Annotated in this window: 15 protein-coding genes; 4 read left to right on the top strand and 11 right to left on the bottom strand. The window is 66.3% G+C overall.

Annotated features, from left to right (window positions below):
• Positions 1 to 6: 6 nt before the first annotated feature.
• From rodA to ACVRRC_RS05660, 6 genes are read right to left on the bottom strand one after another with little or no spacing between them, the layout of a single operon-like run.
• Positions 7 to 1,152 carry a rod shape-determining protein RodA gene (rodA, locus tag ACVRRC_RS05685; RefSeq protein ID WP_011914788.1) on the bottom strand — a complete coding sequence of 382 codons (1,146 nt, stop codon included), beginning with the start codon at positions 1,150 to 1,152 and terminating at the stop codon, positions 7 to 9.
• The gene (gene mrdA / locus ACVRRC_RS05680; protein ID WP_011914789.1) at positions 1,149 to 3,038 is read right to left on the bottom strand and encodes a penicillin-binding protein 2; all 1,890 of its coding nucleotides are present in this window, start codon (positions 3,036 to 3,038) and stop codon (positions 1,149 to 1,151) included. The genes rodA and mrdA overlap by 4 nt, the downstream gene beginning before the upstream one ends.
• A gap of 18 nt (positions 3,039 to 3,056) precedes the next feature.
• Entirely contained in the window at positions 3,057 to 3,524 is a 468-nt protein-coding gene (rlmH, locus tag ACVRRC_RS05675) for a 23S rRNA (pseudouridine(1915)-N(3))-methyltransferase RlmH (protein ID WP_011914790.1), read from the bottom strand.
• Between the two features lie 3 nt (positions 3,525 to 3,527).
• The gene (gene rsfS, locus ACVRRC_RS05670) at positions 3,528 to 3,887 is read right to left on the bottom strand and encodes a ribosome silencing factor (protein WP_011914791.1); all 360 of its coding nucleotides are present in this window, start codon (positions 3,885 to 3,887) and stop codon (positions 3,528 to 3,530) included.
• 15 nt (positions 3,888 to 3,902) lie between these two features.
• A complete protein-coding gene (gene nadD / locus ACVRRC_RS05665) occupies positions 3,903 to 4,562 on the bottom strand; it encodes a nicotinate-nucleotide adenylyltransferase (RefSeq protein ID WP_013984174.1) in 660 nt (219 codons plus the stop codon).
• Positions 4,562 to 5,827: a glutamate-5-semialdehyde dehydrogenase gene (locus tag ACVRRC_RS05660; RefSeq protein ID WP_011914793.1), complete on the bottom strand. Its 1,266-nt coding sequence runs from the start codon at positions 5,825 to 5,827 to the stop codon at positions 4,562 to 4,564. The genes nadD and ACVRRC_RS05660 overlap by 1 nt, the downstream gene beginning before the upstream one ends.
• Before the next feature lie 215 nt (positions 5,828 to 6,042).
• Here ACVRRC_RS05660 and ACVRRC_RS05655 point away from each other — a divergent pair, with 215 nt between their 5' ends.
• Positions 6,043 to 7,362: a bifunctional DedA family/phosphatase PAP2 family protein gene (locus ACVRRC_RS05655; protein ID WP_013984177.1), complete on the top strand. Its 1,320-nt coding sequence runs from the start codon at positions 6,043 to 6,045 to the stop codon at positions 7,360 to 7,362.
• A 16-nt stretch (positions 7,363 to 7,378) separates the two neighbouring features.
• Here the strand turns inward: ACVRRC_RS05655 and ACVRRC_RS05650 are convergent, their stop codons facing one another.
• The 3 genes from ACVRRC_RS05650 to ACVRRC_RS05640 are packed head-to-tail and all read right to left on the bottom strand — an operon-like array spanning position 7,379 to position 9,052.
• Positions 7,379 to 7,963 (bottom strand): LON peptidase substrate-binding domain-containing protein, encoded by a 585-nt coding sequence (locus ACVRRC_RS05650; protein ID WP_011914795.1) that lies wholly within the window; start codon positions 7,961 to 7,963, stop codon positions 7,379 to 7,381.
• Positions 7,964 to 7,973: 10 nt separating this feature from the next.
• Positions 7,974 to 8,684, bottom strand: a complete 711-nt coding sequence (locus ACVRRC_RS05645; RefSeq protein ID WP_472996763.1) for an LrgB family protein — start codon at positions 8,682 to 8,684, stop codon at positions 7,974 to 7,976.
• 5 nt (positions 8,685 to 8,689) lie between these two features.
• Complete coding sequence (locus tag ACVRRC_RS05640) at positions 8,690 to 9,052, bottom strand: CidA/LrgA family protein (RefSeq protein WP_011914797.1); 363 nt, start codon at positions 9,050 to 9,052, stop codon at positions 8,690 to 8,692.
• Positions 9,053 to 9,256: 204 nt separating this feature from the next.
• On the opposite strand from ACVRRC_RS05640, the gene ACVRRC_RS05635 reads away from it, so the two are divergent.
• The 3 genes from ACVRRC_RS05635 to ACVRRC_RS05625 all read left to right on the top strand — a co-directional run bounded on the left by ACVRRC_RS05635 (position 9,257) and on the right by ACVRRC_RS05625 (position 12,124).
• Positions 9,257 to 9,712: a MaoC family dehydratase gene (locus ACVRRC_RS05635; protein WP_013984180.1), complete on the top strand. Its 456-nt coding sequence runs from the start codon at positions 9,257 to 9,259 to the stop codon at positions 9,710 to 9,712.
• A gap of 77 nt (positions 9,713 to 9,789) precedes the next feature.
• Complete coding sequence (locus ACVRRC_RS05630) at positions 9,790 to 11,463, top strand: C13 family peptidase (RefSeq protein WP_472996728.1); 1,674 nt, start codon at positions 9,790 to 9,792, stop codon at positions 11,461 to 11,463.
• Positions 11,464 to 11,482: 19 nt separating this feature from the next.
• The gene (locus tag ACVRRC_RS05625) at positions 11,483 to 12,124 is read left to right on the top strand and encodes an oxidoreductase (protein ID WP_011914800.1); all 642 of its coding nucleotides are present in this window, start codon (positions 11,483 to 11,485) and stop codon (positions 12,122 to 12,124) included.
• Between the two features lie 106 nt (positions 12,125 to 12,230).
• On the opposite strand, the gene orn is transcribed toward ACVRRC_RS05625, so the two are convergent.
• Positions 12,231 to 12,773, bottom strand: coding sequence for an oligoribonuclease (gene orn, locus ACVRRC_RS05620; RefSeq protein WP_011914801.1), 543 nt, complete (start codon positions 12,771 to 12,773; stop codon positions 12,231 to 12,233).
• A 28-nt stretch (positions 12,774 to 12,801) separates the two neighbouring features.
• Positions 12,802 to 13,608, bottom strand: coding sequence for a class I SAM-dependent methyltransferase (locus ACVRRC_RS05615; protein WP_013984183.1), 807 nt, complete (start codon positions 13,606 to 13,608; stop codon positions 12,802 to 12,804).
• Between the last annotated feature and the right edge of the window lie 85 nt (positions 13,609 to 13,693).

The raw sequence follows: 13,693 nt of genomic DNA, 5'->3' as shown, positions 1-13,693 counted from the left end.
CTCTCGTCAAACCTGTGCGATCCACTTGCGATGGGTGTGGATCGACATCAAAACCCCGAACCCTGACAGCAGGGTCACCAATGAAGTTCCACCGTAACTGATGAAGGGCAAAGGCACCCCCACCACCGGCAACAGCCCACTGACCATACCGATATTGACGAAAACGTAAACAAAGAAGGTCATCGTCAACGCACCGGCCAGCAGTTTTCCGAACAGCGTCTGGGCCTGCACCGTGATCACCAGGCCGCGGGTGATCAGCAGGATATACACCAGCAGGAGCAGGCAGACTCCGACCAGACCGAACTCTTCGGCGAGCACGGCGATGATAAAGTCAGTATGGCTTTCCGGCAAAAAATCCAGGTGCGACTGGGTGCCGGCCAACCAGCCCTTGCCGAACACCCCGCCCGAACCGATCGCCGCCTTCGACTGGATGATGTTCCAGCCGGTGCCCAGCGGATCGCTTTCCGGATCGAGGAAGGTCAGCACCCGCTGCTTCTGGTAGTCGCGCAACACGAAGTACCACATTGCCACAGCGATCGGCACCACCGCCGTCACCGCACCGATGATCCAGCGCCAGCGCAACCCGCCGATGAATAGCACAAAAGCGCCGGAAGCCAGGATCAACAACGCGGTACCCAGATCGGGCTGCTTCAGGATCAGCACGAAAGGCACCAGGATCAGCGACAGGCTGATCGCGGTGTGCTTGATGCTGGGCGGCAGGCTGCGCGAGGACAGGTACCAGGCGATGGTCATCGGCATGATGATCTTCATGAATTCCGACGGCTGGAAACGAATCACGCCGGGGATGTTGATCCAGCGCGTCGCCCCCATCGCCGTGTGTCCGGCCACCTCGACCGCGACCAGCAACGCCACGACGCCGAGATAGCCCAGCGGCACCCAGCGCGCCATGAACCGCGGCTCGAACTGGGCGATCACCAGCATGGCGCCGAGGCCAAGTCCGAAGGAGGTGGCCTGCTTGATGACCAGATCCCAGTTCTTGCCGCTGGCCGAATAGAGGATGAACAGGCTGCCGGCGGCCAGCACCAGCAGCAGCACCAGCAGCAGCCCGTCGATATGCAGGCGCTGCAACAGGCTGGCGCGGCGGCGCAGCACGTCCTCGCGGGACAGGGTACGGTCGAAATTGCCGCTCATGGCTTCTTCCCTTCGGCAGTCAGCGGCGGCGCGAACTCGGCCTTGAGCTTGCCCTCCTCGTCGAGCAGCCAGGCATCCATCACCTGCTTGGCCACCGGTGCGGCGACGCCGGAACCGGACTCGCCGTTCTCCACCATCACCGCCACCGCGATCTTCGGGTCATGCACCGGGGCAAAGGCAACAAACAGGGCATGGTCGCGATGGCGCTCGGCCAGCTTGGCACTGTCGTATTTCTCGCCCTGGCGGATCGCCACGACCTGCGCAGTACCGCTCTTGCCGGCGATGCGATAGACCGAGCTTTCGCCGACCTTCCGCGCCGTACCCCGGGCGCCGTGCAGTACCTGCTCCATGCCGTGGGTCGCGTAATCCCAGAAGCGCGGATCGCGCAGCTGGATATCCGGCAGCGGCTCCGGATCCACCGGCGGCTCGCCACCGATGCTGCGCGCCAGGTGCGGGCGAATCCACTTGCCGCGGGTCGCCATCAGCGCCGTGGCCTGAGCCAGCTGCAGTGGCGTGGCCTGCATGTAACCCTGACCGATGCCGAGAATGACCGTCTCGCCGGGATACCAGGGCTGGCGATAACGCGCCCGCTTCCAGTCACGCGACGGCATCAGCCCGGCGGTTTCCTCGTACATGTCCAGCGACACGCGCTGGCCAAGACCGAAGCGGGTCATGTAGTCGTACATGCGATCGACGCCCAGCTTGTGCGCCATGTCGTAGAAATAGGTGTCATTGGAACGGGCAATGGCCAGGTCGAGATCGACCCAGCCGTCGCCGCTGCGATTCCAGTTGCGGTACTTGTGCTGCACGTTGGGTAGCTGGAAGAAGCCCGGGTCGAAGACCCGGCTGGTGGGCGTGATCACCCCGGCATCGAGGCCGGCCACCGCCATCATCGGCTTGATGGTCGAGCCCGGCGGATACAGCCCGCGCAGCACGCGGTTGTACAGCGGCCGGTCGATGGAGTCGCGCAGCTCGCCATAGTCCTTGAAGCTGATACCGGTGACGAACAGGTTGGGGTTGAAGCTTGGCTGGCTGACCATCGCCACCACCTCGCCGGTGTCCGGCAGCAGCGCGACGATCGCACCACGGCGCCCGCCCAGCGCCTCCTCGGCGGCTTCCTGCAGATCCAGATCGAGGGACAGGGTGATGTCCTTGCCGGGTATCGGATCGGTCCGTTTGAGCACCCGCAGGACCCGTCCGCGGGCGTTGGTCTCGACTTCCTCGTAGCCGACCTGGCCGTGCAGCTCGTCCTCGTAGAACTTCTCGATGCCGGTCTTGCCGATGTGGTGCGTGCCGGCATAGTTGACCGGGTCGAGCTGCTTGACCTCCTGCTCGTTGATCCGCCCGACGTAGCCTACCGAATGGGCGAAATGCGGCCCCTGCGGATAATGACGAACCAGCTGCGCCGCCACCTCGATGCCCGGCAGACGGAACTGGTTCACCGCGATACGGGCGATCTGTTCCTCGGACAGCTCGTACATGATCGGTACCGGCTCGAACGGCCGCCGCCCCTGCAGCACGCGCTTCTCGAACAGCCCGCGCTCCTCCTCGCCCAGCTCCAGAATCTCCACCACCGCGTCGAGCACGACCCGCCAGTCGCCAGCGCGCTCGCGGGTGACGGTCAGACTGAAGCTCGGGCGGTTGTCGGCGATGACCCGTCCCTGGCGGTCGAAGATCAGCCCGCGGTTGGGCGGGATCGGCTGCACGTGAACGCGGTTGTTCTCCGACAGCGTCGAGTGGTGCTCGAACTGCACGACCTGCAGGTAGTACATGCGCGCCACCAGCACACCGATCAGCAGCAGCACGAAAACGAGGCCCACGATCACGCGTTGGCGCACCAGCACGGCGTCCTTTTCATGATCCTTGAGCTGAATCGGTTGCGGCATATCGAAGGCGTTCGCGTACTACTTGTGATAGGGGTGACCGGACAGCAACGTCCAGGCGCGATAGATCTGTTCGCCGATCAGGATTCGTACCAGCGGGTGCGGCAGGGTCAGCGGCGACAGCGACCAGCGCTGCTCGCTGCGTGCACAGACCTCAGGTGCCAGCCCTTCCGGGCCGCCCACCATGAGGTTGACGTTGCGAGCATCGAGCCGCCAGCGTTCGAGTTCCGCGGCCAGCTGCTCGGTGCTCCAGGGTTTGCCGTGCACCTCGAGCGTGACGATACGCTCGCCCGGCTGGACCTTGCCCAGCATGGCCTCGCCTTCCTGGCGAATCAACCGCGCCACGTCAGCGTTCTTGCCACGGGTGTTGAGCGGGATTTCGTGCAGCTCCAGCGGCAGCTCGGACGGCAGGCGTTTGACGTATTCCTGCCAGCCGTCCTCGACCCAGCGCGGCATCTTCGAGCCGACCGCGACCAGCTTGATCCGCACGGTTTACTCCGGGTCGTGGGCGTGCTGCGCGCGGCTCTGCTCGGCGCCCTGCCACAGACGCTCGAGGTCGTAGAACTGGCGAGTCGGCACCTGCATCACGTGAACGACCACATCGCCCAGGTCGAGCAGCGCCCACTCGCCGCCGTCCAGCCCTTCGCTGCCGAGCGGGCGTACACCCTGCTCCTTGGCCTTTTCCAGCACGTTCTCGGCCAGCGATTTGACGTGCCGGCTGGAGCTGCCGCTGGCGATGATCATGTAGTCGGTGACGCTGGTCTTGCCCTGGACATCGATGGTGGTGATGTCCTGGCCTTTCAGATCTTCCAGGGCGGCGACCGCCAGCTGGACCAAAGCTTCAGTTTGCATAACGTGAAAACAACCTCAGTTCGACGCCCGGTACAGTCCGTGCGCGTTGATATAAGCCAGTACGGCATCGGGAACCAGGAATCGGACCGACTTGCCGCTGGCCAGCAATTGGCGAATCTGCGTGGCGGACACTTCCAAGGGTGTCTGCCAGACGAAGGCGATCTGTCCGCTGCCGCCGCTGAGCGCCTGCGGGTCCGGCACGCTGCGCGCGGCCAGCAGATCACGCAGTTCCTGCGGTGCCTCGCTACCGGCATCCGGTCGCTGCAGCACGAGGATGTGGCAGTAATCGAGCAGCTCCTCCCAGCGATGCCAGGTCGGCAGCCCGCAGAAGGCATCCCAGCCCACCACCAGCAGCAACTGGTCATCCGCCGCCAGTTCGGCGCGCAGCGACATCAGCGTATCGATGGTGTAGGACGGCTTGTCCCGCTCCAGCTCGCGGGCATCGACGCACAGCGGCGGCAGATCCTGCACCGCCAGGCGGACCATTGCCAGGCGATCCTGCGCCGAGCAGTTGGGCGTATCGCGGTGCGGCGGCCGCGCATTGGGAATCAGCCGCAGCTCGTCGAGCCCGAACATCTCGGCCACTTCCAGCGCGCCGCGCAGGTGACCGATGTGCACCGGATCGAAGGTGCCACCAAGTATGCCGATGCGCCGGGCGCCGCCTGCGTGATTCATCAGGTACGGACGTGACCGTCGCCGAAGACCACGTACTTCTCGCTGGTCAGCCCTTCCAGGCCGACCGGACCGCGGGCGTGCAGCTTGTCGGTGGAGATGCCGATCTCCGCGCCCAGCCCGTACTCGAACCCATCGGCGAAGCGGGTCGAGGCATTGATCATCACGGACGCCGAATCCACCTCGGTGAGGAAGCGGCGGGCATCGGTGAAGTTCTCGGTGACGATCGCATCAGTGTGCTGCGAGCCGTAACGATTGATGTGTTCGATGGCCTCGTCCAGCGAGTCGAGCATGCGGATCGACAGGATCGGCGCGTTGTACTCGGTGGACCAGTCCTCTTCGCTGGCCGCCAGCACTTCGTTGCCGAGCAGGGCGCGCGTGCGCGGGCAGCCCCGCAGCTCGACGCCCTTGTCGCGGTAGATGGCGGCCAGCGGCGGCAGCACCTGCTCGGCGATGCCCTGGTGCACCAACAGCGTTTCCATGGTGTTGCACGGCGCGAAGCGCTGGGTCTTGGCGTTGTCGGCGATGCGGATGGCCTTGTCCACATCCGCCGCAAGGTCGACATAGACGTGGCAAATGCCGTCCAGGTGCTTGATCACCGGAACCCGGGCGTCGCGGCTGATGCGCTCGATCAGGCCCTTGCCACCACGCGGCACGATCACGTCGACATAATCCGGCATGCTGATCAGCGCGCCGACTGCGGCGCGGTCGGTGGTATCCACGACCTGCACGGCAGCAGCCGGCAGACCGGCTTCGGCGAGGCCGAGCTGGATGCAGCGGGCAATCGCCTGATTGGAATGGATCGCCTCGGAGCCGCCGCGCAGGATGGTCGCGTTGCCCGACTTCAGGCACAGGCTGGCCGCGTCGATGGTCACGTTGGGCCGCGATTCGTAGATGATGCCCACCACGCCCAGCGGCACCCGCATCTTGCCGACCTGGATGCCGGATGGCATGTAACGCATGTCGCGGATCGCGCCGATCGGATCAGGCAGCGTGGCGACCTGGCGCAGGCCCTCGATCATGCCGTCGATCACCTTTGGCGTCAGCGCCAGACGATCGAGCATGGCGGCGTCCAGGCCATTGGCACGACCGCCGGCCAGGTCCAGCTCATTGGCTCGCACCAGTTCGTCGCGAGCGGCATCGAGCGCCGCGGCGGCGGCCTGCAAGGCGCGGTTCTTCTGCGCCGTGCTGGCGCGCGCGAGCACCCGCGAGGCCTCGCGCGCGGCGCGGCCCAGGCGGGTCATGTAGTCGAGTACGGACTCGGTCATGGATCTAGCTGGCCTGACTGAAGGGAAAGCGGCTGATTATAGCCACGCTGCGCGCCCGCGCACAGCGGCGCCGGGCGAAAGGCATGCGGTGGCGCACGGCATTCGTCCGCCGCGACGGCAGCGTACGCATGGCAGTCCCGGCGAGTATGCTTTGCCGAGGAAACCCCGCGCCCTCTGCCCGGGTCGAAAGGCGGTCTTGCTTCAAGGAAACCGGCATGGGCCAATGGCTCGAAACCCTTACCCAATGGCTGGCCGCCAACCCCCAATGGCTGGGGCTGGCGCTCGTGATCGTCGCCTGCATGGAGTGCCTGGCGGTGGTCGGGCTGATCGTGCCGGGGACGGTGATGGTCTTCGCCATCGCGGTGCTGGCCGGCAACGGCGTGCTGACCCTGGGCGAAACCCTGGTGCTGGGCTTCATCGGCGGGCTGCTCGGCGACCTGCTGTCCTACGCCCTGGGTCGCCGTTATCACCAGGGCATCCGCAGCCTGCGCGGCCTGCGCGACCATCCCGAGTGGCTGCTACGTGCCGAGCATTACTTCCAGCGCTACGGCGTTGCCAGCCTGCTGGTCGGTCGCTTCATCGGCCCGCTGCGGCCGATGCTGCCGATGACCGCCGGCATGCTCGACATGCCGTTCGGGCGCTTTCTGCTGGTCAGCCTGTGCGCCGCCGCCGGCTGGTCGATGGCCTATCTGCTGCCCGGCTGGAGCGCTGGCGCGGCCATGCGTCTGCCGCTGGAGGAAGGTTTCTGGAGCGAGGCGGCGGTGGTCGTCGGCGCATTGCTGACGCTGATCGCCACCACGGCCTTCGGCAGTCTGCGCCAGCTGCGCTGGGTCACTGCACTGGCGACCGGCCTGAGCATCGCGATCCTGCTCGGACTGTTTCTGGGCTGGCCGCACCTCAAGGAGCTCGACGAAGGGCTGCTTGCGGTGATCCAGGGCGAACGCAGCATCACACTCGATCGGGTCATGGTGCTGATCACACGCGTGGGCGACTTCCAGACCCAGCTCTGGGCCGGCGTATTGCTGTGCGTGCTGCTCCTGGTCCTGCGCCAGTGGCGTGCCGCGATCTTTTCCATCCTTACCCTGCTGGGTACGGCCATGGCCAACGGCGCACTCAAGGCCTCCTTCGCCCGTGTCAGGCCGGAGGTGCTGATGGAGCCGCTGAGCAGCTACAGCTTTCCCAGCGGGCACAGTTCGGCCGCGTTCGCCTTTTTTCTCACCCTGGGCGTACTCGCCGGCCGCGACCAGCCGCCGCGCCTGCGCCTCGCCTGGCTGGTGCTGGCCAGCCTGCCGGCCACGGCGATAGCGCTTTCGCGGGTTTACCTGGGGGTGCACTGGATGACCGACGTCACCGCCGGTGCATTGCTCGCGGCGAGCATCTGCGCACTCAGCCTGACCCTGGTGCAATGGCGCGCACCGATGGCGGCGCTGCCGGCCAAGGTGTGGTGGCTGATCCTGCCGGCCTGCCTGGGCCTGCTCGGTGCGTTCAGCGTCTGGGCGCTACCGACGGCGATGCAGATGTATCGCTATCAGTAGTACGACGGCTCCACCGCTACGCCCCTTCTTGCAGCTGCTCGAGCAGGTTCTGAATCTGCGCCAGTTGCAGCTCCGGGTCGTCCAGCCCAAGCAGTTCGACCTTCTGCCGGGCCTCGAACGGCAGCAGATAGGCCAGCTGGCTGGCCAGCGCGGCCTGATCGCGCACCGGGCCGCCGAGCCCCAGAGTCTTCACCATGGGGTGCTGACCGAGCGCCTCGAGCAGCACCAGCAGGTCAGCGTGTTCCTCGGCCAGCGGCAGGGCATCGCCCTCGTTGCGCCAGGCGACCTGAGCGACGGTCAGCTGATCGCGCAGCACCTCGAAGGTCTGGACGTCGAAGCGGCGCCCACCCTCGACCCGGATGCCGAGCAGACCATTGGGCAGTTGCTGCCAGTCGCGAATCAGCGCTTCGCAGCCGACGCGCGCGAAGGACGCCGGCGCCGCGCCGACCTCGCTGCCGTCGAGGATATGCACGACACCGAAGCCGTGACCAGCCTTGAGGCACTGGCTGACCATGTCGAGGTAGCGCGCCTCGAATATCTGCAGATCAAGCATGCAACCGGGGAACAGCACGGTATCCAGCGGAAACAACGGCAACTTCATGCGGACTCCATCACAGCAGCAGGGCAACCGCCAGCGGCAGCAGTACCGCCGTCATCACCCCCATCAGGCTCATGGCCAGCGCCGCGAAGGCACCGCATTCGTCGCTTTCCTGCAGCGCCTGCGCGGTGCCCACGGCGTGGGCGGTCAGCCCCAGCGCAATGCCGCGGGCCGCAGGATGCTGAACGCCAAACCGGCGCAACAGTTCCGGACCGAGAATCGCGCCGAGCACGCCGGTGATCATCACGAACACCGCCGCCAGCGCCACCACGCCGCCGATCTGCTCGGCCACCAGCATGGCGATCGGCGAGGTCACCGACTTGGGCGCCAGGGTCATCAGGATCATCTCGTCCGCGCCGAACGCCCAGGCCAGCGCCATGCCCAACGCCGTGGCGAACACACCGGCGACGAGCAGGGTGATCACGATAGGCCCGAACAGCTCGCGAATGCGCCGCAGGTTCAGGTACAGCGGCACGGCCAGGGCCACGGTGGCCGGCCCGAGAAGCAGCGTCAGCCACTGGGCGCTGATGCTGTACTCCGCATAGTCGATGCCGCACAGCAGCAGAATGCCGACCACAAGCAGCATCGATACCAGCACCGGCTGCAGGAACACCCAGCGGGTCTTCTCGTAGGCGGCGAACGCCAGCTGGAATGCCGTCAGGGTGATGCCGACGCCGAACAGCGGATGATGGATGAGCGCCTGCCAGGCCGCGTGCCAGTGCAATTCCATCATGCGCCCTCCTGGCGACGCTGTTTGCGCCGGATCAGTGCCTGCATCAGCCAGCCGGTGAACACCAGCGAGATCAGCAACGAAATCACCAGCACACCGACGATGGCCCAGAAGTCGTCGAGAATCGCCTCGGTATAAGCCATCACGCCGACTGCCGGCGGCACCAGCAGCAACGGCAGGTAGCGCAGCAGGCTGCTTGCCGCCAGCTGCAGCGATTCGCTGGCGCGGCCGCGCGCCAGCAGGCCGGCGAACAGCAGCACCATGCCGATGATGGGTCCCGGCAGCATGGGCAGCAGCAACACGTTGAGAACGGTGCCGAGCAGCTGGAACGCGACCAGCCAGGTCAGGCCTCTGAGCAGCATGGGAGCCTCCCGCAAAATGGCGACAGTATAAGGGGCAATGTGCACAGGCGCCCGCGCTGCGCTATGGCGGCCCATTCGCGCTGCCGATGCTGGTTTGCCAGGGCTGCGCGCCGTGCTGATCTAGCCCGGTGCCAGGACGCGCTTCGGCGCGTGCCGCTCCCTACAGCCATCCATGCGGGATCACAAGAACAATCCGGAGGACACATGCCACAGGTACCCGTCGCGCAACTCAAGGACTACATCGGCAAGGAACTGGGCCATTCCGAATGGCTGACCATCGATCAGCAGCGCGTGGATCGGTTCGCCGACTGTACCGGCGACCACCAGTTCATCCATGTCGACCCCGAGAAGGCCGCCCAGACACCCTTCGGCGGCACCATCGCCCACGGTTTCCTCTCGCTCTCACTGCTGCCGATGCTCTCCGGAGACCTGCTGGTCGTGCCCGAGGGCACGCGCATGGGGGTCAACTATGGCCTGGACAGCCTGCGTTTCATTCAGCCGGTGCGCGTTGGCTCGCGGGTACGGCTGGGGCTGACGCTGATCGACGCTCACGAGAAAAACCCCGGTCAGTGGCTGCTCAAAGCCCGCGCAGTGATGGAGATCGAAGGCTCGGAGAAACCGGCCTACATCGCCGAAACGCTGGCCCTGTGCATCCTCTGAGCAGCGCGCCTGCGCGGATGTCGCAGGCCGTTGGGTTTGCGGCATACTGCGGGCCTCCTGCCTGAGCGGATGCCCGCATGCTGCGCTTCGTTCCCCTGCTGTTGATCGGCCTGCTCACCGCCTGCGGTGAGGGCGAGCCATTCACCCCTGCCGATGCGGTGCTGCCCGACGGCGGCCGCTACCGCGGGGAGATCGTCGACGGCCTGCTGCAGGGCAGTGGACGTATCGACTACCCGAACGGCAGCTACTACTTCGGCGAGTTCAAGGACGGCCAATGGCACGGCTTCGGCACCTGGAACGGCGCCACCGGCGATCGCTACGAGGGCGAGTTCAAGCACGGCCTGTTCGACGGCCTCGGCCGTTTCAGCTACGCCGAAGGCGGCGTCTATCAGGGTGAATTCCATGCCGGCCGCATGCACGGTCACGGTCGCTTCAGCCAGGACGGCACCGTCTACGAAGGCGAGCTTCGCAACAACCTCTACCACGGCATGGGCCGCCTGGACTATGCCGACGGCCTCAGCCATCGCGGCCAGTTCAGCCAGGGCCAGCCGGATGGGCCGGGCATCCGCCGCGACGCCGATGGCGAGCTCAGCGGCTACTTCAGCGCCGGCAGCCTGAACGGCGCCGGCAGCTACGTGACCGGCCAGGGCGAGCGCTACAGCGGCGAGTTCGAGAATGACCAGTTCCATGGCCAGGGCCGCTACGAGGATCTCGACGGCAACCTCTGGAGCGGCACCTTCGTCCGTGGCGAGCTCAATGGTACCGGCAGCCACATCGCCAGCGATGGCAGCCGCTACGTCGGCCAGTTCCGCGGCTGGCGCTATCACGGCCAGGGCCGCCTCGATCGCGCCGATGGCAGCTTCTATACCGGCGGCTTTCGCCTCGGACGCTTCGACGGTGAAGGCGTGCTGACCGCTGCCGACGGCAGCGAAATGCGCGGCACCTGGCGCAACGACCGACGCGTCCGCGACGAACAGGGCCGTGCCCTGCCCGATCCGCTGGAAATCGCCTTGCTGGAGCAGGGCGACCTGCTCGACAGGGCCATCGACGCCCTGCCGCCGTCCACGCCGGCGGCGGAGCTCTATACGCTGACGCTCGCCGGCGATGGTCGCCAAAGCGTGTTCATGCGCGAGGCGGATTACGTGCAGCGGCTGCTGGCCGAACGTTTCCATGCCCACGGCCAGCTCAGCCTGGTCAACCATCGCGACCACCTGGCCGACCGCCCACTGGCGACCCGGGAGAGCCTGGCACGTGCCATCCGAGCCCTGGCCGAGCGCAGCGGCGAGGAAGACCTGATCTTCCTCTACTTCACCAGTCACGGCTCGGCCGAACACGAACTGGTGCTGAGCCAGCCGCGCCTGAGCCTGAACGATCTGCCTGCCCGCGACCTTGCCGGACTGCTCGCGCCGCTGGCCGGGCGCAAGACGGTGGTGGTGATCTCTGCCTGCTATTCCGGGGGCTTCATCGAGCCGCTGAAGAACCAGCAGACCCTGATCATGACCGCCGCGCGCGCCGACCGCGTGTCGTTCGGCTGCTCGGAACAGAGCGACTTCACCTACTTCGGCCGCGCGCTGTTCGCCGAAGCCCTGCAGGAAACCGACGATATCGTGCAGGCCTTCACGCTCGCTTCGGCAAAGGTTGCCGAACGCGAGCAGGCCGACGACTATCAGGCATCGGAACCGCAATTATGGGCACCTGAACCGGTCGTCCAGCGCTGGCAGGAACTGCAGCAGCGGCGCGCCGCCCAATGATCGCCACAGGAGCACAACCATGTATTTGACGCCACAGCGCATTCTGCTTGCCGGCGCCACCGGACTCACTGGCGAGCATCTGCTCGATCGACTGCTCAACGAACCCACCGTCGAGCGCGTACTGGCGCCCACGCGCAAGCCGCTGGCCGCGCATCAGCGCCTGGAAAACCCGGTCGGCGAGCTGCTGGCGCTGCTGCCGACGCTGAGCGGCACGATCGACACGGCCTTCTGCTGCCTGGGCAGCACGCTCAAGCAGGCCGGCAGCCAGGAGGCCTTCCGCGCCATCGATCATGACCTGGTGCTGGCATTCGCCCGCCGCGCCAAGGAAATGGGGGCCCGCCATCTGCTGGTGATCAGCTCGCTCGGCGCCAACCCGGACAGCTCGATCTTCTACCTCAAGGTCAAGGGCGAGATGGAAGCGGCGCTGCAGCAGCAGGACTGGCCGCAGCTGACCATCGCGCGCCCGTCGCAACTGCTCGGCCCGCGTCTGGAAATGCGCCTGAGCGAACGCATCGCCGCGCCGCTGTCGCAACTCTTGCCAGGCAAGTACCACGGGATCGAAGCCTGCACCCTGGCGCGGGCGCTCTGGCGCCTGGCGCTGGAGGAAGGCGATGGCGTGCGCATCGTCGAGTCGGACGAACTGCGCAAGTTGGGGAAATAACAGGCGGGAAGCTGCAAGCGGCGTAGCGTGGATGTCGTTTCTCGCATCGACGCTACGCCCATCAGGTTTTTTCTGCGGCTTGTGGCTTGCCGCTGAAGCGGCTCTATCAGACCTTGATGAAATGCTCGCGGTAATGACGCAGCTCGGCGATGGAGTCGCGGATGTCGTCCAGCGCCAGGTGGGTACCGCCCTTCTTGAAACCTTCCATGATCTGCGGCGCCCAGCGTGCTGCCAGTTCCTTGAGCGTCGAGACATCCAGATTACGGTAGTGGAAGTAGGCTTCCAGCGTCGGCATCTGCCGGTAGAGGAAACGACGGTCCTGGCAGATGCTGTTGCCACAGATCGGCGACTTGCCCTTGGGCACCCACTGCTCAAGGAATTCCAGGGTCAGGCGCTCGGCCTCCGCCGTGGAAATCCGGCTCTCGCGCACACGCTGGGTCAGCCCCGAACCGCCGTGCTGGCGAGTGTTCCACTCATCCATGCGGGCGAGGACTTCGTCGCTCTGGTGCACGGCGATGACCGGTCCCTCGGCCAGCACGTTGAGCTGGCTGTCGGTGACGATGGTGGCCATCTCGATGATGACGTCGTTGTCCGGATCCAGACCGGTCATTTCCAGGTCGATCCAGATCAGGTTCTGCGGGTTCTGCATGAGGGGCTCCTTGGCTGTGCGGCGCAGTTTAGCCGCTCGTGCCGGTGCCGTCAGGTGGCGGGCCGGCCGGGTACCAGATCAGCAAACGTGAACCGCGCCAGTCGTCGATCGACAGCACCTCGGCCGGTTCCACGCCGGGCACTGCGAAACTGTTGCTGATCAGCATCGCACCGGGGCGCATTTCCGCCCGCGCCTTTTCCCACAGCGCCGCCATGGGTGCCGGTGACAGGAAACAGTAGACGACATCGTATTCGCCGAGGTCGACGCGCCACAGGCTGAGCGGGTGGACCTGGCAGTTGCGCCGCGGCAGGCAGCGCAGCCAGGACAGGGCGAAGGTCAGCGGCGCGGTTTCCACCCCGACGAAGCGCGCAGCCGGATATGCCCGCGCCAGCCGCACCAGGGTACCGGCCAGCCCACTGCCCAGATCGATGAGGCGAAAATCCGTCGGCAACACCGCCAGCCGCGCGCGCAACCGGCGCTCGGTCTGCGAGCCGGTCAGGTAGAGCGGCACCCGCTCGCCGAAGGCGTTCCAGTTGAGCAGCAAGAGCAGCGCGAAGCCGCTCAGCGGCGCCCATGCAGGCACGTCCAGGTCGCGGAACAGCAGCAGACCGGGCACGAACAGCAGGTTGATCGGCAGCCACCAGACCGACAGGCCGAGTCGCGCCCCAATCAGTGCGGCCAGGGCGCCCTGCGCGAACGCCGCGAGGAGCAGTCCCGGGCGCACGGCAAAGCTCCAGACCAGGCCGAGCGACAGCAGCCAGACGAGCGGCAGCGCCAGCAGCTGGGCCAGCAGCGCGCGCAGGACGGGCAAACGAGTGAGCGTGGTGACGGACATGGCCGGCAATCATCTAACCAGGGTCACCCAGTCTAGCCGCCTACCGACGCGCCATACAGGCCGCAGCCCGCCGGGTTCGGCATGC

This window comes from Stutzerimonas sp. LR2 (genome assembly GCF_055755175.1).
Note: the sequence above shows the minus strand (reverse complement) of the source record. Positions and strands in the feature narration are given on the sequence as shown.